The sequence below is a fragment of the Paenibacillus sonchi genome (genome assembly GCF_016772475.1).
Lineage (GTDB): Bacteria > Bacillota > Bacilli > Paenibacillales > Paenibacillaceae > Paenibacillus_AQ > Paenibacillus_AQ sonchi.
Map to the genome: position 1 here is coordinate 5,024,962 of NZ_CP068595.1, position 19,556 is coordinate 5,044,517.

General features: G+C 53.3%; 26 protein-coding genes and 1 pseudogene. 21 read left to right on the top strand and 6 right to left on the bottom strand.

Annotated features, from left to right (window positions below):
* Nucleotides 1-27 precede the first annotated feature (27 nt).
* Nucleotides 28-438 carry a CidA/LrgA family protein gene (locus JI735_RS22310; RefSeq protein ID WP_020434035.1) on the top strand — a complete coding sequence of 137 codons (411 nt, stop codon included), beginning with the start codon at nucleotides 28-30 and terminating at the stop codon, nucleotides 436-438.
* Nucleotides 435-1,124 (top strand): LrgB family protein, encoded by a 690-nt coding sequence (locus JI735_RS22315; RefSeq protein ID WP_020434036.1) that lies wholly within the window; start codon nucleotides 435-437, stop codon nucleotides 1,122-1,124. The genes JI735_RS22310 and JI735_RS22315 overlap by 4 nt, the downstream gene beginning before the upstream one ends.
* A gap of 33 nt (nucleotides 1,125-1,157) precedes the next feature.
* Here JI735_RS22315 and JI735_RS22320 read toward each other — a convergent pair whose 3' ends face one another.
* Nucleotides 1,158-1,655, bottom strand: coding sequence for an alpha-L-arabinofuranosidase C-terminal domain-containing protein (locus JI735_RS22320; RefSeq protein ID WP_325175634.1), 498 nt, complete (start codon nucleotides 1,653-1,655; stop codon nucleotides 1,158-1,160).
* On the opposite strand from JI735_RS22320, the gene JI735_RS22325 reads away from it, so the two are divergent.
* The 3 genes from JI735_RS22325 to JI735_RS22335 all read left to right on the top strand — a co-directional run bounded on the left by JI735_RS22325 (nucleotide 1,638) and on the right by JI735_RS22335 (nucleotide 2,467).
* Nucleotides 1,638-1,787 (top strand): hypothetical protein, encoded by a 150-nt coding sequence (locus tag JI735_RS22325; RefSeq protein WP_202676450.1) that lies wholly within the window; start codon nucleotides 1,638-1,640, stop codon nucleotides 1,785-1,787. The two genes, JI735_RS22320 and JI735_RS22325, sit on opposite strands and share 18 nt — an antisense overlap.
* Nucleotides 1,788-1,880: 93 nt before the next feature.
* Nucleotides 1,881-2,054, top strand: a complete 174-nt coding sequence (locus JI735_RS22330; RefSeq protein WP_020434039.1) for a hypothetical protein — start codon at nucleotides 1,881-1,883, stop codon at nucleotides 2,052-2,054.
* Nucleotides 2,055-2,281: 227 nt separating this feature from the next.
* Nucleotides 2,282-2,467, top strand: a complete 186-nt coding sequence (locus JI735_RS22335; RefSeq protein ID WP_039839437.1) for a hypothetical protein — start codon at nucleotides 2,282-2,284, stop codon at nucleotides 2,465-2,467.
* Between the two features lie 66 nt (nucleotides 2,468-2,533).
* Here JI735_RS22335 and JI735_RS22340 read toward each other — a convergent pair whose 3' ends face one another.
* Entirely contained in the window at nucleotides 2,534-3,124 is a 591-nt protein-coding gene (locus JI735_RS22340; RefSeq protein WP_039839436.1) for an acyl-CoA-like ligand-binding transcription factor, read from the bottom strand.
* A gap of 94 nt (nucleotides 3,125-3,218) precedes the next feature.
* On the bottom strand, nucleotides 3,219-4,478 hold the full coding sequence (locus JI735_RS22345; RefSeq protein WP_039839435.1) for an alpha/beta hydrolase family protein: 1,260 nt from the start codon (nucleotides 4,476-4,478) through the stop codon (nucleotides 3,219-3,221).
* A 408-nt stretch (nucleotides 4,479-4,886) separates the two neighbouring features.
* Between JI735_RS22345 and JI735_RS22350 the strand changes: the two genes are divergently transcribed.
* The 4 genes from JI735_RS22350 to JI735_RS22360 all read left to right on the top strand — a co-directional run bounded on the left by JI735_RS22350 (nucleotide 4,887) and on the right by JI735_RS22360 (nucleotide 6,644).
* Nucleotides 4,887-5,438: a putative ABC transporter permease gene (locus tag JI735_RS22350; RefSeq protein ID WP_233476002.1), complete on the top strand. Its 552-nt coding sequence runs from the start codon at nucleotides 4,887-4,889 to the stop codon at nucleotides 5,436-5,438.
* A gap of 160 nt (nucleotides 5,439-5,598) precedes the next feature.
* Nucleotides 5,599-5,730: a hypothetical protein gene (locus JI735_RS37025; protein WP_267918964.1), complete on the top strand. Its 132-nt coding sequence runs from the start codon at nucleotides 5,599-5,601 to the stop codon at nucleotides 5,728-5,730.
* Between the two features lie 18 nt (nucleotides 5,731-5,748).
* Nucleotides 5,749-6,243 (top strand): NUDIX domain-containing protein, encoded by a 495-nt coding sequence (locus JI735_RS22355; protein ID WP_202676451.1) that lies wholly within the window; start codon nucleotides 5,749-5,751, stop codon nucleotides 6,241-6,243.
* A 17-nt stretch (nucleotides 6,244-6,260) separates the two neighbouring features.
* A complete protein-coding gene (locus JI735_RS22360; RefSeq protein ID WP_233476003.1) occupies nucleotides 6,261-6,644 on the top strand; it encodes a ribosomal maturation YjgA family protein in 384 nt (127 codons plus the stop codon).
* Between the two features lie 114 nt (nucleotides 6,645-6,758).
* Here the strand turns inward: JI735_RS22360 and JI735_RS22365 are convergent, their stop codons facing one another.
* On the bottom strand, nucleotides 6,759-7,790 hold the full coding sequence (locus JI735_RS22365; protein WP_039839430.1) for an aldo/keto reductase: 1,032 nt from the start codon (nucleotides 7,788-7,790) through the stop codon (nucleotides 6,759-6,761).
* A 120-nt stretch (nucleotides 7,791-7,910) separates the two neighbouring features.
* Here JI735_RS22365 and JI735_RS22370 point away from each other — a divergent pair, with 120 nt between their 5' ends.
* On the top strand, nucleotides 7,911-8,588 hold the full coding sequence (locus JI735_RS22370) for a TetR/AcrR family transcriptional regulator (RefSeq protein WP_157771516.1): 678 nt from the start codon (nucleotides 7,911-7,913) through the stop codon (nucleotides 8,586-8,588).
* Between the two features lie 258 nt (nucleotides 8,589-8,846).
* Nucleotides 8,847-9,638 (top strand): lipid II flippase Amj family protein, encoded by a 792-nt coding sequence (locus tag JI735_RS22375; protein ID WP_039839429.1) that lies wholly within the window; start codon nucleotides 8,847-8,849, stop codon nucleotides 9,636-9,638.
* 82 nt (nucleotides 9,639-9,720) lie between these two features.
* Here the strand turns inward: JI735_RS22375 and JI735_RS22380 are convergent, their stop codons facing one another.
* Complete coding sequence (locus tag JI735_RS22380; protein ID WP_051052318.1) at nucleotides 9,721-10,527, bottom strand: hypothetical protein; 807 nt, start codon at nucleotides 10,525-10,527, stop codon at nucleotides 9,721-9,723.
* Nucleotides 10,528-10,821: 294 nt separating this feature from the next.
* Here JI735_RS22380 and JI735_RS22385 point away from each other — a divergent pair, with 294 nt between their 5' ends.
* The 10 genes and pseudogenes from JI735_RS22385 to lepB all read left to right on the top strand — a co-directional run bounded on the left by JI735_RS22385 (nucleotide 10,822) and on the right by lepB (nucleotide 19,227).
* Nucleotides 10,822-11,823: a beta-ketoacyl-ACP synthase III gene (locus JI735_RS22385; RefSeq protein ID WP_202676453.1), complete on the top strand. Its 1,002-nt coding sequence runs from the start codon at nucleotides 10,822-10,824 to the stop codon at nucleotides 11,821-11,823.
* Nucleotides 11,813-13,042 (top strand): ATP-grasp domain-containing protein, encoded by a 1,230-nt coding sequence (locus JI735_RS22390; RefSeq protein WP_233476004.1) that lies wholly within the window; start codon nucleotides 11,813-11,815, stop codon nucleotides 13,040-13,042. Before JI735_RS22385 ends, JI735_RS22390 begins: the two co-directional genes overlap by 11 nt.
* Nucleotides 13,039-13,638, top strand: a complete 600-nt coding sequence (locus JI735_RS37445; RefSeq protein WP_325175531.1) for an NAD-dependent epimerase/dehydratase family protein — start codon at nucleotides 13,039-13,041, stop codon at nucleotides 13,636-13,638. The genes JI735_RS22390 and JI735_RS37445 overlap by 4 nt, the downstream gene beginning before the upstream one ends.
* Entirely contained in the window at nucleotides 13,608-14,030 is a 423-nt protein-coding gene (locus JI735_RS37450; protein WP_325175532.1) for a Rossmann-fold NAD(P)-binding domain-containing protein, read from the top strand. Before JI735_RS37445 ends, JI735_RS37450 begins: the two co-directional genes overlap by 31 nt.
* On the top strand, nucleotides 14,030-14,884 hold the full coding sequence (locus tag JI735_RS22400; RefSeq protein WP_202676454.1) for an MBL fold metallo-hydrolase: 855 nt from the start codon (nucleotides 14,030-14,032) through the stop codon (nucleotides 14,882-14,884). Before JI735_RS37450 ends, JI735_RS22400 begins: the two co-directional genes overlap by 1 nt.
* Entirely contained in the window at nucleotides 14,881-16,197 is a 1,317-nt protein-coding gene (locus JI735_RS22405; protein WP_202676455.1) for a F390 synthetase-related protein, read from the top strand. Before JI735_RS22400 ends, JI735_RS22405 begins: the two co-directional genes overlap by 4 nt.
* On the top strand, nucleotides 16,194-17,336 hold the full coding sequence (locus JI735_RS22410) for a GNAT family N-acetyltransferase (RefSeq protein WP_202676456.1): 1,143 nt from the start codon (nucleotides 16,194-16,196) through the stop codon (nucleotides 17,334-17,336). The genes JI735_RS22405 and JI735_RS22410 overlap by 4 nt, the downstream gene beginning before the upstream one ends.
* A gap of 55 nt (nucleotides 17,337-17,391) precedes the next feature.
* Nucleotides 17,392-18,257: pseudogene (locus JI735_RS22415) on the top strand (SDR family oxidoreductase).
* Nucleotides 18,258-18,298: 41 nt separating this feature from the next.
* Nucleotides 18,299-18,700, top strand: a complete 402-nt coding sequence (locus tag JI735_RS22420) for a DUF4265 domain-containing protein (protein WP_039839395.1) — start codon at nucleotides 18,299-18,301, stop codon at nucleotides 18,698-18,700.
* Nucleotides 18,701-18,729: 29 nt separating this feature from the next.
* Entirely contained in the window at nucleotides 18,730-19,227 is a 498-nt protein-coding gene (gene lepB / locus JI735_RS22425; protein WP_039839393.1) for a signal peptidase I, read from the top strand.
* Here the strand turns inward: lepB and JI735_RS22430 are convergent.
* Nucleotides 19,224-19,526 (bottom strand): Dabb family protein, encoded by a 303-nt coding sequence (locus tag JI735_RS22430; RefSeq protein ID WP_039839392.1) that lies wholly within the window; start codon nucleotides 19,524-19,526, stop codon nucleotides 19,224-19,226. The two genes, lepB and JI735_RS22430, sit on opposite strands and share 4 nt — an antisense overlap.
* Between the last annotated feature and the right edge of the window lie 30 nt (nucleotides 19,527-19,556).

The following is a 19,556-nucleotide window of genomic DNA, read 5'->3' on the forward strand; positions in this document are numbered from 1 at the left end:
TTTCAAGATTGAAGGGATTCCTGCAGCATGAAAATCATTCGTATTATTGCCCAGGTAGCTGTACTGTACCTGTTTTTTCTCGCCGGGGATTATTTGCAGAAGCAGCTGCATCTTCCGGTTCCGGGCAGCATTGTCGGACTGTTGCTTTTGTTTATTTTACTGCTGTTCAAGATTGTGCCGGTGAAGCTGATTGAGGACGGCTCATTATTCATTCTGGCCTATCTGCCCATGTTCTTCATTCCGGCAACGGCCGGGATTATGAATCACCTGGATATTTTCAGCGGCCGGGGGCTGATGATGATTGGCATCCTGGTCGCCAGCAGTGTGCTGACCATGGTTGTGACGGCACATGCCACCGAGTGGATCACAGTCCTCAGGACTGGCAGCAGAAGCCGCTCTAAAATAACGGTTGCCCGCGAGAAGGGGAGCGAAGCATGAATATCCTGCTTGCTGCCGGCTTCGTTCTGATGAATGTTGGTATTTATCTGTTCATGGCCATGCTGTACAAAAGATTTCGTCTACCTGTGCTTCTGCCGGCGCTCACCGCAACTTTTACCGTGGTGGTTCTTCTGCTTGGCTTCGATATTTCCTATGACACTTATATGATCGGCGGAGAATGGATCAACCGCCTGCTCGGACCGGCTGTGGTATCCCTTGCTTATCCGCTGTATAAGCAGCGCCATGTGCTGTGGCAGAACCTCCCGGCCATACTCGGCGGCACGGTTATCGGGCTGCTGGTCGGCATGTTCAGCGGGATGCTGCTGGCGGCTGGCCTTGGTTTTTCCAAGCTGTATGTGCTCTCGATCTTGCCCAAATCCATTACGACCGCTGTAGCGATCCAGATTTCCAGCAGTCTTGGCGGTGACTCTTCCTTAACTTCCGTCTTCGTCATGATCGCCGGGTTTACCGGAGCTATCGGCGGGCCTTATATCATCAGACTGTTCAGAATCCGCAGCGAATCCGGCATTGGCATCGGCCTGGGGACCGCTTCCCACGCTCTGGGCACAGCCAAAGCGCTGGAGTACGGAGAACAGTCGGTGTCCATGAGCTCTGTGGCTATGACGGTCTGTGCGATTGTAGGTTCGATCGTAGGCCCAATCGTTTCATGGATCATGTATCACTAGAACATCCGGCCTAGCTCTTCACCCGCAGGCGGATTACATTCCACGAAGCTTTGGACAGAAGGGCGGTGATGCGGCCGTCCCTGCCACCGCTGTTCCGCGGTCATGAGGCAGGACATTCCCAGGATGCAGCTTGGTGTTGGCCGCCTGCAGATCTTCATGCTCCATAACGGTATGCTGAATGACTTCAGTGGGTCCGAAGCTGCGCAAATCCACGGAAAGCTCCATTCCTTCGCTCAAATGGCGGTTTACAGCAAAGACAGTGATTTCGCCCAGTTCCTCATTGTATACGCTTACTGCTTCCAGGTAAGGAACATCGGTGAAATCGCTGGAATCATATTTAGGACTGGTAACGAGCGGATGCAGCACCGTTCCCCGTCCGTAAAGGGAAGCATGCATGTAAGGGTAATACGTAGTCTGGAGCCATAGCGGGCCTCCATTCTCAGTCGTAATCGGCGCAATGGTATTGATCAGCTGGGCAAGGCAAGCATCCAGTAGGTGCCCAATTATCTTTTTATGGATCAGAAGGTGCAGGAGATCGAAATCACCATGGAAATTGGCTCAGAGGCCCCTCATGTGAATGAGAAATGGCCTTCGGCAATTACGAGCAGGATATCGTATTCAGGGTGTATTACGAATAAGGCGGGGAACGGCGTTACGGTGTGAATGAATCTCAGCATGTTTGCGAAACAGTCCAATGGGTAACTATAAACTAAGTAACCCAATTAATCTGCACAGCATGCGAAGGAGGATTTCAACATGTCAGATCATATCAAAAATGAAGCGGACATCCGCAATAAAGAAAGTAAAAAAGACGATTCGCTCGCAGAACGCAAAAAGATGGAAAATGGTGTGGACATTGAGCCGGAGGCCGACGACTGGGTAGCCAAACCTGCGGATACCTCCCATCCTGATCCGTTCCCCAAGAGCTAAAGACAGCGTCCCTGTCTTCTGACAGGCTATCCTCACAGGATAGTCTGTTTTTTGAGCGGCCCGTATTGAGAATCGATTAGTAAATAATATATACTGGAATCAAATATAAGCACTATCAAGTAAAAGTACAGTACAGTCACGCGCGAACTCAGGCATGTCTTCATTCTCCAATGCATCGCAGATTTCACAAGTCTCTGGGCAATCCATATTGCGGGGAGGAATCGTTAATGCGGAGTCGAAACGAGAACGGCCGGTACCGGCAAAAGCGCGGGGATGCGCTTGTGGGCAATCTTGAGAAAAAGTACGGTTCGGACTTTGGCGTGCGCAGCGATATGAAGCTGGAGACGCTGAGAAAGCAGCATGACGGACAGTCACTGACACAGCTGCTCAAGGAGCAGCACGACAAAAACTAATCTACAGGGAACGCAATCTGAAGCTTCCCGGAAGTCATAACATAACCTGCGGGTTATGTTTTTTTGTTAATGCTCATACCCCAATTGGCTGATGGCTTCATCAAGTATTTCGTGTAGCGTTGGCCCTCCCGGAGATGAACTAGTCCAAAAAAAGACCGCTGCACGTACCGCCGCAATTAGCATTGCTGCTAATAAGGTCGGATAGATATCCCGCGTCAGATCCTTTTGTGCACGTTCTGCGATGACCTTCGCGAGGTTCCGTTCGAACTCGATTTCTGCCTTTCGCTGTGCGCCGATCAATGCGGGATCATCCCGAAGGAGGATCATGCGTGCCAGCCATTGCCGGTCTGATGAATCTGAAAACCCGGCAAGAACTGCGGCTCGGAACGAGTCCTTTAGAGCTTCCCCGGGCGGGCGGGCGGCTAACGCAACAGCTATCGTCTCGGAACGTTGAAATGCGTTGCCGATGATGGCCGCTTCTTTAGAAGGAAAATAGTTATTGAACGTTCGCAGGGAGACATTTGCGGCAGCGGCAATGTCCTCAACCCGAACCTGGCCAACCCCTCTTTCGATTGCGAGGTTAAGGGCTATTTCGCTGAGCGTTCGCCGTGTCTCATCCTTCTTACGTTCTCTCAAACCCGATTTTTCAGTCGTCATGTCAATCTGTTCCTCCAATTATGCGGATAGTCAAAGATCCATGGTGCTGAAATTTCACAGCACCATGGACAAAAATTATCAATAATGCTAATTATTATTTCTGCTTAACTGAAGTCTGAATGTTATAATCGAGGACTTCGTCCAGCCAATCAAACATTACCTGGTAGCTAAGCGGCAGATTGTTAATTTGACAGTGCAGGTCAGCGCCATCTTCTTCAGTCCCAAAAAAGATAGCATTCTTCTTGTTCGGTGCTTTCTCGTAAGTCTCAACCGCTTGTCTCTTCATCTCAGGATGTTCGGCTTCCGAGTACATGGAGAGCAAGGGACACTTGACGTCTCGCGGATCAACGTCGAGCGCTTCCTTTGCTGCATCATGCCATTCTACGATACTATCGAAGCCGTGTGACCATACTGATCCGGCGAACAGTGCCTGGCCTGTATATGGCATCTTTTCAGTTTGCTTTGCTGCTTCATCCGCGCTGCCTCGAAGAAACGAAGGCATGCCGCGTTCAATGATGGTAGCCATTGAGTATACCGGTGAGTTCGGAACTGCCGCAGCAAAACGGTCATCGCAACTTGCATGAACCATTGTCTTGGCGCCGCCATAGCTCATACCGCTTACGACCAATCGGGCAGCATCCACATCAGGGCGGGCGAGGAGGAAATCAGTGGTGGCTCTATAAACGTTGTGCAGCTCCTCCTTCGGGAAGTTTTTGGCTGTCGCCTCGGGTTCATAGAATCTGACACAGACATCCCAAGGAAGATCAATGATCAGCGCATTATATCCCCGGTCAATCGCCGCTTGTCCTCCGAGGAAGTAGGTGTCCTCCTTGTGTGTCTCTCCACCGTTGTGGAAAAGAATCGTCGGCTTTGGCACATCGCTGTGCTCAGCCTTCAAAAAGCAGCCTGGGAACTTATAACCCTTGTATTCCACCTCCACCCACTCATGGGGAATCTGCCCAGACTTCGCATCAAGCGCCTTCCGGAAGCATTCCACACTCTTTTGATGAAACCGAACGAAATCAGGTTCGTGCGGAAACGTACCGTAGAAGGCCGCTCTGTAGTACGAGTGGGCACGTATAAACGCTTCACCGGCGCTAAAGGAGTGGCCCCTCTTCAGACTGTCCTCTGCGGTTGCCTCAACTTTAATGGCTTCCTTCTCAAATTCATTCTTATAACTGGTAATGGAATTCGGATCAATCTGCCGGGCGAGTTTGAATAACTCTCCCTGGGAAACGCCCCCGCAGTGCATAAACGAAAGCAACCACTGGAAAGTGAAATCGATATCGTCACGCTCGAAGAATATCTTGTTTTTCAAACGCGCTGCGACCTTTGTGTCTTGATCATCTACCATTTTACAGTCCTCCTTAAAGAATTTACAGTCTGGATTATCCTCAGCAGATAAGCTGCAAGCAAGGGAGAGAGTTAACCACTGCGCAAACCCGGGCCCGTGAATAAGCGTCCAGCGATCTAATCTCTGCAGCATATTATTGCATATTCGGCAAAAATGCACAATACGAAATATTGCGTGAAACGCAATATTTTTAAAGATTATTATTTATTCCGTCGCCCGCCGAATGTGCTTCAAAAGGTGCTGTATATTCTGCAAACTGCCGTGCATGGGGAACCGTTTTCTCGAATGAACTTAATAAAAACTAATACTTACCATAATAATTCCCGTTTTTACCGGGCATACTACCTCCCAATATGACCTGTTCATAACAGGGAGGGGGCGGGACCTATTTCGATTACACAGTTGCTTTTGCTGGGGGATGCTCCGGGTTCGCTGCTGGCCGGTGAATATTTTTTTTATTTTATGCTGTATTCCTTTCTGGGCTGGGTTCTGGAGGGCAGCTATAATCTGTACAGCCTGGGAACGTTCCGCAAGGAAGGGTTCCTCAGAGGCCCCTTTAAGCCGATGTACGGCTTTGCCCCGCTGCTGCTGCTGGCTGCCAAGGATCTGGGGCTTTCGCTGCCGCTGATGATCCTGCTGGCGTTAATCATCCCGTCTGCTGTCGAATACGCCAGCGGATGGCTGCTGAAGTCTGTTTTTCATAAGCAGTGGTGGGATTATTCGGGGATGCCCTATCAGCTGCAGGGGCACATCTGCCTGAAATTTTCCTTATACTGGTGGGGGCTGGCGACGGTTTGTGTATATTGCCTGCAGCCGCTCATCGAGAGGCTGTATCTCCGGATTTCCGCATTGTGGCTGCTGCTGCTGCCACTAGCGGCGCTGATGCTTGCAGCCGATCTGCTCTGGACCTGCCGGACCCGGCGGCGCAGCGTGAAGGGGCTTGAGCTTGGGGAAGGCTGAACGCAGGTTTTATGCGAGTTTGTACGGAATATCCAGGGACATTGTCAGCCTGCCGGGCTGGCAGTGTCCCTTTGCTGTTTGTCTAGACAAGGAATACATGCTAGTCTTGTAAAATATAGTGAGATAGGTTTATCAAATAAAACGTGGTTCGGGAGGGCGAATGCGCAGGGGAATTGACAGCGGACCATTCATTCATGATTTCTATAACGATGGCAGGGAGATCCACTGGACCGTGGATAATACCAGAGACGGGATGAGTGCAAATCAGCTTAATTTCGTTCAACAAGGATAGATTATAAGGAGGGCTAACATGCCGATATCTGAATATTACCGCAGTCTGCGCAATAAGGTTGGGAGCGAATTATTGATGGTGCCGTCTGTCGCAGCAGTGATCCGAAATGAGGAAGGCGATATTCTACTGCTCCGCAAAGGAGGGGAACAGCTGTGGGGTTTACCCGCAGGTGCCATTGAACCTGGTGAGACCCCATCAAGGGCACTGCGCCGGGAGGTGTTTGAAGAAACGGGCTTAATGGTGAATCCGCTGCGGATTATCGGCGTATTTGGCGGTGAGAAATATACATATGAATACATCAACGGGGACCGGGTCCAATATTCGGTCATTGTGTTTGAATGTTCAATCGTCAAAGGAACACTCCGAAGTGTGGACGGGGAGGCAGAGGAGCTGGTGTTTTTTAGCGGGGAAAAGCTTCCTGAACTGGCGATCCCCTATCCCCGGAGATATTTAGAGGAGATGCTGATAATCGGGCCATCTTCGAATAAGGCTGTCATCAAGCTATGGGGATGAATGTAATGAGGTCCAAAATGATATATAGCTCTGCTGTGCTTCTGGCGATGATCATGGGTCTCGGCTCCAGAGCTTTTGGCGAGCGGCTGCCGCCGTTTGCCGCCAGCCATCTGGGGGATGCACTCTGGGCATCGATGATTTATTTTGCCTGCCGTGTGCTGTTCACCCGGAAACCTCTATGGCAGTCGCTGCTTCTAAGCCTGTGCTTCAGCTTCGGAATTGAGTTCAGCCAGCTCTACCAGGGGGAATGGATCAACGGGCTGCGGACTACCAGGGCAGGGGGATTAATTCTGGGGAAAGGATTCCTCTGGATTGATCTTCTACGCTATACGGTGGGGATTGTTTTCTCCTATGCCTTGGACCGCTTTTGTTGGCCTAAAAAATCTAATAATGATGTCTAACGCCGCAACCAGGACATGTCTATGAACTACTCAATGAACCGCCCAATGGACCGCCCTTTCATCTGCTGAATGAGGGGGCGGTTTGTTAGTGTTGAGCTCCTTGGGTGACGTCTGTTACCGTCTGCGCTGCGCCGCTGATAGCCAATCCGGTGTCCAGGCCCGGTCCACATCGTCAACGTTGCTGCCTGGGGGGACGATCCGGTCTATGGCGTCCAGCACATCCGCGCTGAGCTGCAGATTGGCTCCGCTTAAAAAGTTACCCAGCTGCAGAGGGGTTCGTGGTCCGATAATTGTCGAAGTTACCGCTGGATGCGTTTGTGTAAAAGCAACAGCCATATGCGGCAGAGAGATTCCTGCCTCATCGGCTACGGTCTGCAGTTTATGGATGAGCTCAAATTTATTTTTGTTTTGGGGACGTTCAGGATCAAGTGCCTCCCCGGCGGAATGTCCCTTATAGCGAGCGGCTCGCGAATCTTCGGCTGCAGCATGGCCTGCTCTGTATTTACCAGTCAGTAGTCCTCCGGCCAGTGGCCCGTATACAAGAAGCCCAAGATTATATTTGTCCGCCGCCCCTGGAAGATCTAGCTCGATGGCCCTTTTAAGGATAGAGTAAGGAGACTGCTCACTGACGAAGCGCTGCAATAACCGACGGCTGCTTACGGCCTGCGCTTCGGCAATTTGCCAGGCCTGATGATTGGAGGTTCCGATATACCGGACTTTCCCTTCTTTCACCAGATCTGTCAGCACATCGAGCGTTTCCTCGAAATCGGTATCCGCAAAAGGTCTGTGGAGCTGGTACAGATCAATATAGTCGGTCTGCAGACTACGCAGACTGTTCTCGACGGCATGTCTGATCCACAACCTTGAAACGCCCTGATGATTGACTGCCCCGCTTTTGGGGTTGCCTACCTTGGTCGCCAATATAACCTCACTGCGCCGTCCGGCCAGTGCTTTGCCGATGATCCGCTCGGATTCGCCGCCGGAGTAAATATCCGAAGTATCCAGGAAGTTGATCCCGGAATCTATGGCCTTATGAATCATTTGAAAGCATTCAGCCTCGTCTTTGTTACCTGATCCGATGACGCCTCCGCCAAGGGCGTAGGCACTGACACGGATACCTGTACGGGATAAATTTCGATATTGCATAATTGATCATCCTCCTGCTTATAATGAACACGTGTATCTTTGGGGACACATGTTGATCTGTCGCTGCAGGGTCAATTATAATAAGTGCAGCAGCCGGCTACAATAATCAGCTTTGAAAAAATGTTGATTAATGAACAGACCCGGCAAAGTGACGATTATAATCTAGCTTCATGCAAAGGAATGAATCCATTGACGGACAAAGACAGGGATCTTAGGGTAATCCGCACCAAGCGGCTGATTGATGAAGCGTTCATGGAGCTGCTGAAAGAAAAAGGGATCAGCGGGCTGACGGTCAGAGATTTGACGCAGCGGGCCGGAATTAACCGCGGGACCTTTTATCTCCATTACCATGATATTTGCGAGCTGATTGAGCGGACAGAGATGATGAAGGAGCTGGAGGAACTTTTTAGACCGGCAGATTTTGAAGCAATGCTATACAACAACACAGAGCAAACACCCTTCGGGCCGGTCGTCAGAGCTTTCACCCATTTAAGCAAACATGCTGATTTTTTTAAGGCGATTTTTGATCCCAAAGGATCAAAAGCACTGGGAGAACGGCTGAAATATCTGATGGGCACACATATGTATGACCATGTGAAGCAAAGCAGCGGCGGCGCAACACTTGGCGGCATCCCCGACCGCTATTTGATCAACTATCTCGGTGCGGCCCAGTTCGGACTGATTCAGACCTGGCTGGAATCAGGTATGACCTACACCGCCGAAGAAATGGCGCTGATGCTGACCCGACTGATTCAAACGGGGCCTTTGCAGTCCGTTGCTCTTCAAGAAGTCGACTGAACAAGTGTCAAGAGCGGGGAGATCAATAAATTCATGGAGAACCAGTTAAGATGGGCAGATATCTTCACGGGATGTCTGCTCTTTGCTGTTCTTTCGGATAATCCGATAAGTCATTCTATAAATCTTACAAAATTGCTTCTGGATTATCGCAGTAAAGGAATATATATTTAGTGGGTTGGCTTTCATTTGTAATTATATGGATGCAGGAACTGCTGCAAATCAGCCAAATGCTGCCTGATATGGAGATGAAATCTGCTAATGACGAACAGTATAATTGTAGTGTGCATTCTGACCATGATCATTCACACAGCCGAGACGTTATCGTATTCGGTGCGCTTTGCCGGTGTGAAGCTCAACAAAATTGCCATCGCATTATCCCTGACGGGGATTATCGTGCTGGTGTCCAGAACGGCCAATATGGTCCAGGCTCCGCTGACGGCCAAATTTGTTGATTATGCCAAGACACATGATACCTTTCCGCTGGACAATTATTTGCGGATTATCATGCTGGCCTCTTCACTGGGTACCTTGATTGCCATTGCCTTGTTCCCGAGCTTTGTGGGGCTGTGCGGAAGAATCATCTCCAAGCTGGAGATTGAAGGCTCCATCCCCAAGCTGCTGACCAGTGTGACGATCGGCCAGTTGAAGAACACCCGCAAGTATTTCCGCAAGCCCAGAGTGATGCTGCACAGCTTCCGCTATCTGGGGATTCCGAAGCGCTTTATTATAATGAATATATTTGTTACCGCGTTCTATACGGTCGGTGTGCTGTCCTCATTGCTGGCCGCCCATCTGGTACCTGCCCTCAGCACTACCGCATCCCAGGCTTCCGGGTTGATCAACGGGCTCGCTACCATCATGCTGACGATCTTCATTGACCCTCAGCTTGGCATTATCACCCATAAAGCCATTGAAAATGCAGATTCCCGTGATCAGCTGGGGAAAATCTACGTCTTATTGATGGGCTCACGTTTCCTGGGGACTCTGCTGGGCCAGCTTGTACTTCTGCCGGCAGCTCATGTGATCATCTGGCTGGTGCAGCTCATTTGAGGGACAGCCGGAGCAGAGGAAATCCGATACTGCCTGTATACATAGCAAGTATTGCTAAATCATCATCCTATCCCTAGCGGGCTTATTTGGGCAGCTTGGCTTCAGCAGCCCGCAGCGCAACAGTGATCTTCTGCTCCCAGGCGTACGATTGCTGCCCGAAAGTGCGAAGCTCCCCCATCCGGGCATAAGCTAGTTTCATCGCCGCAGCCGCTGTGATGGCGTCTCCCGATGCAATCGCGGCCTTATAGCGCTTGTGAGCCTCTGCGCGCTCCGTCTGTGTGGTGCTGGCGGCTTTATTCTGGGCAGTAATCTGCTTCTTGAGACTGGCAACAGGTGCCAGGGCATCTTTGGCTGGTTTTATCTTGGCTGCCGTCAGCGCCCGGGCTTCAGCAAATGCGGTATTCTTCGCTTTGACCTCGGCCCGGGCAGCGGCAGCGGCGGCCTTCAGCTTATTGCGCTTAATTTCCAGCAGGGTCGCCGACTTCAGGTTCCCTGCCTTGCGTGCTGCTGCAATCTGTTTGCTGAGCGAAGTGTACTCCTCCAGCAGCGGCGCATGCTTCTTCTTCATGGCTTCGGCTTCTGACTTCAAGCGCTTCAGCAAGACAGAATCTATGGCCTTCAGCTTCAGATTAATGGCGGCAAGATCGGCATTATTCTGCTTGCGGAGCGTCTGCGTTCTCCCAGTCTCGGACTTCAGTGCCGTCTGAAGTCCGGTATAATCGCTGTAGAGATTATGGATCTCATCCAGAGCGGAGTCCCAGTCAGCGGCAGCATGCGGAGCGGGTGAGGCCAATACAAAAAGTAATATCAGCAGCCCTATCCATCTGCTGGACAAGCCTGCGCCGTATCTTTTTTCAGCTGCAATGTATTTCCGTCTTAAATCTTTCATAGAATTCATCTCCTATAATAGTGTCGATAAGACAAGCAAAAAAGCACCCCCAAGAAAGGCCCAAAGGCCTGTCCTGCGAGGTGCTTCTCCCGCTTATCGTATGAAAATTTGTCCTTTTACTATAGCTTGAAATATATGGATAGTCAAGATGGGAAAGAACGCAGGTTCGCTTTTTCGCGCATCTTTTGCTAGTATTATGTAACTGAACCAAGAAATCTAGTAGAATGAATCTATAGTTTACAATATTGGATAATGTTCGGCACCTAGAACCAGTCGGAACAGGGAGATGACGTTGTGCAGCTTAGACATGTAAAAATCCTGGGAACGGGTAAATATTTACCCACCAGGAAGGTGACGGATGAGGAATTGGACACACTGCTGGGGACACCTGCAGGCTGGGTCAATAAAATAACGGGTGTAGGGGTGCGGCATTATGCCGGCGGGGGTGAAACGGCCTCCACCATGGGGGCAAAAGCGGCGGAAGCGGCGCTTCTGGCGGCAGGCCTCAGCTTTGCGGATATCGATTGCCTGGTTTGTACCAGCGGAACCAAGGAGCAGCCGCTGCCGAGTACAGCCGTATTTATACAGCAGGCCATGGGACAGGAGAACTCTGGCGTGCCGGCTTTTGATATCGATTCAACCTGCCTCAGCTTTCTGGTAGGCCTGGATGTCATGTCCTATATGGTCGAAGCCGGGCGATACCGGAATGTGCTTCTGGTAGCTTCGGAGATTGCTTCAGCCGGGCTTGATTACGAAGACAAGGAGAGTGCGGCACTGTTTGGAGACGGGGCGGCTGCGGTGGTCATTGGTCCGAGTCCAGCCGGGGAGTCTTCGAAGATTCTGCACGCCTCGCTCAAAACATACAGCAGCGGCGCCCGTTATTCGGAGATTGCCGGAGGAGGCACCAGACTGCATGCCCGGAAATTCAGCAGGGAGAATGCACTGCCTTATCTTTTCCATATGGACGGACAAGCCATTTTCAGAAAAGCTTCTAAGCTCCTTCCAGAATTTTTGGAAGACATGCTGGCACAGAGCCATACGCAAATGGAGGATTTCCGTTTGGTGGTGCCCCATCAGGGAAGTGCGATGGCCATGCGGCTGCTCCGCAAAAAGCTGGGCATAGCCGAGGACAGATTCCTCGACAATACGCCGGGTCATGGCAATACCATTGCGGCTTCAATCCCGATGGGGCTGCATGAAGCGGTCAGTCAGGGGCGGGTGCAGCGGGGAGACCGCATACTGTTCATTGGAACCGCAGCCGGTCTGTCACTGGGAGGCCTGATCCTTGATTACTGATCCTTCCGGCAGTCCGCCGGTCATGAATGTGCTCATTACCGGCGGACGGGCACCTGTGGCGCTGGAGCTCTCCCGGCTCTTGCAGGCTGCGGGGCACCGGGTGTATGCCGCAGAAAGCGCCGAATACCATTTATGCCGCGTTTCTTCGGCTGTAGAACGAAGCTTTCGCGCCCCGCCGCCAAGGCACGACCCGGAAGCTTATATTGATCTGCTGGCGAGGCTGGTGGAAGAACTGCACATTGATGTGCTGATTCCGCAGTGCGAGGAGATTTTTTATATTTCGGCCGGTCTTGCCCGCCTCCGCGGCTGCCGCGTGCTTTCCGCAGAACGGGAGACGCTGGCAAGACTGCACCATAAGGGCGAGTTCATTGCCTGGGCCCGCGAACTGGGATTAACCGTCCCCGAGACCCGTCTGCTCAGCAGCCCGGAGGAATGGAGAATCCAGACGGATGAAGCGGCACATAAAAGGGAGGCCTGGGTGTACAAACCGGCGTATTCCCGCTTTGCCTCCAAAGTGATTCTGCCCCGGACGGTCAACGGGAGGCAGGAGGGCATAGGGGGCCCGCGCAGCCTTGCCGCTCCGCGCGGCATTTCATCCGCTGCGCCATGGGTGGCTCAGCAGTATATCACAGGTGAGGCCATCTGCACTTACAGTGTTGTGCATCAAGGTGAGGTCATCGCACATGCGGCATACGGCAGCAGATACCGGACCGGCAGGTCGGGAGCGAGTGTATACTTTGAGCATCTGGAGCATCCGGCGGCTTTGGACTGGGTGCAGCGCTTCAGCCGGGCTTCCGGCTTCAGCGGCCAGATCGGCTTTGATTTCATCCAGGTGCAGGAGGGAACCTTGTATCCGATCGAGTGCAACCCGCGTGCGACCAGCGGGATTCATCTGTTCGCTGCGGAGGACGGGCTGGTGCAGGCGCTGCTGAATCCGGAGCAGCGGGCTCTGGCCGGAACCGTCAGCATGCCGCGTTCCGGCAAAAAGTCCATGCTCGCGCTTCCCATGCTCGCCTGCGCCCTGCGGCCGGGACCGGCAGGCCTGGCGGAGTGGGGAAGAGCGCTGCGCCAGGCGGAGGATGTAATCTTCCGCAAAAGTGATCCGCGCCCCTTCCGCGAGCAGCTTCGGATCATCTATCACGCCTGCCGCTTGGCCAGGCGGAACAAGATTTCAGTTACTGAAGCCCTGACAGAAGACATAGAATGGAACGGTGAATGATGACTAGAGTGCTTGTAACGGGTGCAACGGGCTTTCTTGGCCGTCATGCGGTTCGGAGGTTCGCAGAGCTGGGCTGGGAAGTATCCGGGCTTGGGCGGAACCGGGAGGCCGGGCAGCAGATAGAAAAGGACGGGGCAGTCTTTGTATGTGAAGATCTGCGCCACACGGAAGCAGCGGCCCGCGCATGCACAGGGATGGATCTCGTCTTTCATTGTGCGGCGCTATCCTCCCCTTGGGGCAAATACAGTGATTTTGTGGCCTGCAATGTGGAAGCCACACGCAACATAGCAGAGGGCTGCAAGCGGCACGGTGTCCCGCGCCTGATTCATATCTCCACTCCAAGCCTGTATTCCAGCCGCAAGAGCCGCTTAGGCATCCGGGAAGCAGACCCGCTCCCGCCGAAACCGGCTAACAGCTATGCGGCAACCAAGCTTATGGCGGAGCGTGTCGTGCAGCAGGCAGCCGGAGAAGGGCTGGCGGTATTTATACTGCGGCCCCGGGCGATCTTCGGGCCTATGGACAATGCCCTGTTCCCCGGCTTCTTGCAGCCAATCAGGGCAAAGGCGTGCCGCTTCTGGACGGCGGCGGGGCCATGATTGATGTCACCTGTGTGGAGAATGTCATTGATGCCATGCTGCTCTGCTCCCGTGCCCCGCTGTCAGCGGCCGGGCGTGCCTATAACATCACCAACGGCGAGCCGATCCTGTTCCGGGACCTGCTTGAGCGGCTGTTTGCCCGGCTGGAGATGCCGCTGCACAGCAGGCAGCTTCCCTACCGGACTGCATACGTTTTAGCGGGACTACTGGAAGGTGTATACAAGCTGCTGCCCTTCCTGGGCGAGCCGGTGCTCACCCGGTATTCCGCTTCGGCACTGGGGGTCTCCCAGACGCTGGATATTTCGCTGGCGCGGGAACAGCTTGGCTATCAACCCCGTGTGACTACAGATGAAGGTCTTCAATCCTTCGCAGAATGGTGGAGAGAACAGTAATGATAACTTCAACTCCGGTATCGGTGTCTATCCTGTCAGCAGGGTACTGTCTGCATCCCGAGCTATTGACGCTGAAGGGCGGTACAATCAAACCCGTCGCTTTTCCTGCGGGCTATGCGCTGCTGAGGCATCCGCAGCATGGGCCAATCCTGTTCGATACAGGCTACAGTTCACGTTTCTTTGAGGAAACGGCGAAGCTGCCGGCTTCATTGTACCGCCATATTACACCTGTAGTTTTCAAAGAGGGAGAAAGTGCCGTGGAGCGGCTCCGGGAAGCCGGTATTGCGCCGGAGGAGATCCGTTATATGGTGCTGTCCCATTTTCATGCTGACCATATCGGCGGTGTCCGGGATTTTCCCAAGGCGCAGTTTATTTATTTGCGGAAGTCATACGAGGCGGTACACCGCCTTGGCCCCATCAAGGCGCTCCGGGCCGGATTTCTTCCGGGACTGCTGCCGGGGGATTTCACTGCTCGTTCCCTGCCCGTGGACGAGTATTCGCCACAACGCCCGCTGCCCCCCGGATTTCCTTTCACGGAAGCTTACGATCTGCTTGGCGACGGCAGTCTGCTGGCGGTGGAGATGTCCGGCCATGCTGCGGGAATGATCGGCTTGTTTGTGTCCGGAGACGGATATGACTATCTGCTCTGTGCGGACACCGTATGGTCCAGCCGGGCCTTCCGCGAGAACCGCAGGCCGCATCCGGCAGCCGGTCTCATTATGTCTGACCGCAAGGAATACCGGCATAATTTTGACCGTTTACGGGTGATTCACGAGAATTTTCCCGGCCTGCGGATTGTGCCCAGCCACTGCCGTGAGGCACTGGCTCTATGGGGAACAGGCGGTGTCCGATGAGACGGCTGACGCGGACGCTCCGGTACTACATCCTTACCAGATGGGGACGCCGCTGGAAGGACCGGGCAGCCCTGGAGCAATGGCAGGAACGGCGGATACGGCAGCATGTGGAACGAATCCGCCGGCTATCGCCGTTTTACCGCGATCTGTGGGCGGATATGCCGGCGGAAGAGTGGCGGTGTTTTCCCGCTATAGAAAAACAGCTTATGATGGATTATTTCGATACGCTCAACACAGCAGGAATTACCAAAGACATGGCTTTTGCTGAGGCTTATGAGGCGGAAAACAGCCGTTATTTCAAGCCGACGCTGCATGGCATTACCGTTGGCCTGTCGTCGGGAACGTCGGGAAACCGCGGGATATTTCTGGTCAGTGAACAGGAGCAGGCCGCCTGGACAGGTACTGTATTAGCGAAGCTGCTGCCCGGAGGGCTGTGGCAGCGCGCCAAGATCGCTTTTTTCCTGCGGGCGAACAGCAATCTCTATGAGTCTGTCCGGCAAGGGCGCCTGCAATTTCAATATTTTGATCTGCTGGAGCCGGTTCCGCAGCTGATCGCACGGCTGGAGCAGTACAGTCCTGACATCTGGATCGCCCCGCCGTCCATGCTCCGTATGCTCGCCGAGGCGCGGCTGTCGGGAGGCCTGACGGTTCAGCCGCGCCGCCTGATCTCTGTAGCGGAAGTGCTGGACCCGCTGGACCGGGAGCATATTGAGCGGACCTTCGGCCAGACCGTTCACCAGGCTTATCAATGTACGGAGGGTTTTCTCGGCTGCACCTGTAAATACGGCATGCTGCACCTTAATGAAGATATTGTTCATATTGAAAAAGAGTATCTTGACCGTGAATCCAGGCGCTTCGTGCCGGTTGTGACGGACTTTTCAAGAAGCGTCCAGCCCATTATCCGCTACCGGCTGAACGACATTCTTACCGAATCGGCGGCTCCATGCCCCTGCGGCTCTTTGTTTACGGCGATAGAACGGATTGAAGGGCGGTGCGATGATATTCTGTACCTGCCCCATTCGGAGAATGGCCAGCTGGTCACGCTGTTTCCCGATTTTGTCACCCGGGCTGTGCTGGCGGCTTCACCGGAGATCGAGCATTACCGGGTCATTCAGCGCAGTCCGCTGGATCTGGAGATTTCGTACCGCACACGCAGGGGCAGCGCAAAGGATATAGAGTCCTTGTTGGCCGGAGAATTCTCGCGTTTGTTCACCCGTTTCAGCTGTATTCCGCCTCAGCTTCAATTCACCGATTACAGCTTCACACCTGGAGCGGTGAAGCTGCGCCGGGTAGAAAGGAGCTGGAAGCTTTGAACGACGGAGTGTATCTATATGACCGGGACAGCGCCCGGGAGCTGCAATGGCCTGACACGGAATATGGCCGGTATGCACGGGAATACCTTTCAGCAATGCTGGAGCATCCGGCAGAGCACTTTATCGCCAATGTGCATACAACCGTCAAGGCGGTAGTGGTTGACGGTCTGCCGATCCCGATTACCGTAAATGAAAACGAGTATGCCAATTCCTATGTCTGCTCCCCGTACACGCATTATGTCAGCTATGCCCAAGAGGAGCTGGCGTTATTGAATAACCGGCTGCTGGAGGGAACATTGGCTGTTCTTCTGCGGGGTATGGGGCTTCTGCTGCGGACTGCCCGGTTTAACAAGGTGGTCCAGGTCAACAACTGGCTGCTGTCCACCAACCTGTATCCCCCGGTAAGTCCGGATCAGCTGCTGAAAGTAATTGATTTTCTCCGCTCCGAGTATCCCGGTTATACGGTTCTTTTGCGCTCCCTCAGCAAGGAGACTTCCGGTGCTCTCCTGGAGGCCCTGGACGGATATGGCTGCAAATGGGTGCCGAGCCGCCAGATTTATCTGCTGCAGCATCCCGCAGGGTCCAAGGCGAAATGGCTGGTCAAACGTGACCGGGCTTTGCTGGATAAGCATGGCTACACGGTTGACCCGCCCGGGCAGATTACGGAGGAGGATATCCCCCGCATTGTGGAGCTGTACGAACTGCTATATATACATAAATATTCGAAGCATAACCCGCAGTTTACGGAGGCCTACATCCGGCTGGCGCTGGAGAAGCGGACGCTTTATATATACGGGCTGCGCAAAAACGGCAGGCTTGACGCCGTACTCGGCTTCTACAGCCGTGAAGGCGCGATGACAGCGCCGCTGTTCGGCTATGATACCTCACTGCCCCAGCCGCTCGGCCTGTACCGGATGCTGTCGGCCGTACTGATCGATCTTGCCGGAAGCAGGGGAGAGCTGCTGCATGAAAGCTCCGGGGTAGGGCAGTTCAAGCGCAACCGTGGAGCTGTGGGGGCCACAGAACTGTCGGCGGTCTGTGACCAAGGCACATCCTGGCTGAACCGCTGCAGCTGGTCCTTTTTGGGCTGGCTGCTCCGGCGGGTCGGTATCCCGTTGATCCGGAAGTTGAAGCTGTAGTACATTTGTTTTAAGCTAAAATTTGGGAGCGCAAAAAGATGAAGAAGGTGCAATTATGAACAGCAAAAACGGGCAGAACGCCGATACAATCGCCCTCATCACCGGGACCTCTTCCGGCTTCGGGCTGCTGACCGCACTGGCTCTGGCACGCCAAGGCTGCCGGGTTGCAGCCACCATGCGGGACTTAAGCCGCCAAGGGGAGCTGCTGCGCCAGGCCGGAGAAGCCGGATTAGCGGAGCGGATATATGTGATAAGTCTCGATGTCACGGACTCGGCGTCCATTCAATCGGCTGTCGCGGCCGTTCTGGACAAGTTCGGACGAGTGGATGTGCTGGTCAATAATGCCGGTTTTGCCGTAGGCGGCTTTGTGGAAGAAGTGGGCATGGAGGAATGGCGGCGGCAGATGGATACGAATTTTTTGGACTGGTTGAAGTCACTAAGGCCATGCTGCCTGTCATGCGGCGTCAGCGGGCGGGCCTGATCGTCAATATCAGCAGTGTCAGCGGGTTGACCGGATTTCCCGGCTACGCTCCATATGCTGCTTCCAAATACGCCGTGGAGGGCTTTAGCGAGAGTCTGCGCCAGGAGGTGCTGCCGTTTGGCATCCGGGTCGTGCTGGTGGAGCCCGCCTCTTTCCGTACCCCGATCTGGGATAAAGGGATGGAGGGGATGCACACCAGCGTCAACTCGCCGTATCAGGAGCAGCTTGCCCAAGTACTGCGGTATTCCCGGACGAGCGCTGAGACTGCACCCGATCCGGACCGGGTTGCCGGGCTGATTGCACGGATCACTGCGATGAAGGCCCCCCAGCTGCGCTATCCTGTCGGCAAAGGCTCCCGCCTGCTAACGATCGGCAAAACGCTGCTGCCCTGGAAGGTTTTTGAAGGGATTATTGCCAGCTCGCTCAAAAAAATGAAATAATGGATGATAGGATCTGGCTGAATGGAATGGAGGTGTGCTTAATGCCGGGTACGGTAGGACTGCATATTTGCTTTGATAAGCGCGGCCGCGAGATTGAAGTTCTGGATGTGACACCGGTGGCGCAGGGCAAATACCGTATTGAAGAAACGCCGATTTTTAATCCGTGCATTGCCCTTGGAGATATTATTAGAGTCGAGGAAAAGCAGGGAATAGCCTACTATGTGGAAACGGTGCAGAAATCGGGTTATGTCAGATATGCCTGGCTGCTCAGCAAAGAGGCGGCAGTTTCGCAGGAAATTCATGAATTCAAACGGCGGATAACGGAACATAAGGGCAGGTGGGAGCAGATCTTCGGCGGGCTGCTGGTGATCCACCTTTCCAAGCACTCCGGGGTTGACGTAGAAGCCGAAATGGCGCTGATTCTGAAACGTTTTGAAATTTAATCCGAGATGGACCGAGAGGTGGAAGTGAAATGAAAAAATTTCTGAAGCAGTGGGTGCCGAGCATAGCCATCGGTATTGTTTTGTCTTTGTTTATCCGTACATATGTGGCTGAAGCCATGAGGGTCCCAACCGGCTCTATGATTCCGACGATCCAAATCAACGACCGGCTGGTTGTGGAGAAAATGCTCTGGCTGACCTCGCTGAAGCATGGCGATATCGTAGTGTTCAATCCGCCGGTACCTGGCGATGAGCAGAAGAAATATGTCAAACGCCTCATGGGGCTGCCGGGAGATACCCTGGAGGTCAAGGACGGGGCCTTGTACCGAAATGGAGAACAGGTCGATGAGCCGTACCTTCAGGAGAAGATGAACTACAGGTTCGGGCCGGTCACGGTCCCCGCAGACCACTACTTTTTTCTGGGCGATAACCGCAATACAAGCTATGACGCCCATCTGTGGAGCACTCCATTTGTAGCCAAGGATAAGCTGATCGGCAAAGTTCTGCTGGATGTCAATGATCTTTTCTAAAAAACAGGGTAATCCACAACTACAACATTCTCAATGATTCCTTCCAGCAGCCCCACAAAATGTTGATGTGCCGGATGGGGTCCATACTTGCGCAGGGCTTCCTGATCACTGAAGGTCACGCGAAGCCCCAGCGTATATCCATGGATGTTCTCCGTTTCCTCCGTCTCGTTCACACCTGCCGTAAGCTCTACAATCCCCGGAATGGAATCCTTCAGCGCCAAAAGCGTCTGCACCAGCTGCTCTCCGGTGCCGGGCTTATATTGCTCATTAAATCTAAAAACAACAAGATGCTCATACATGGTTTGGCATCCTCCCTTTTTTATTTAGAT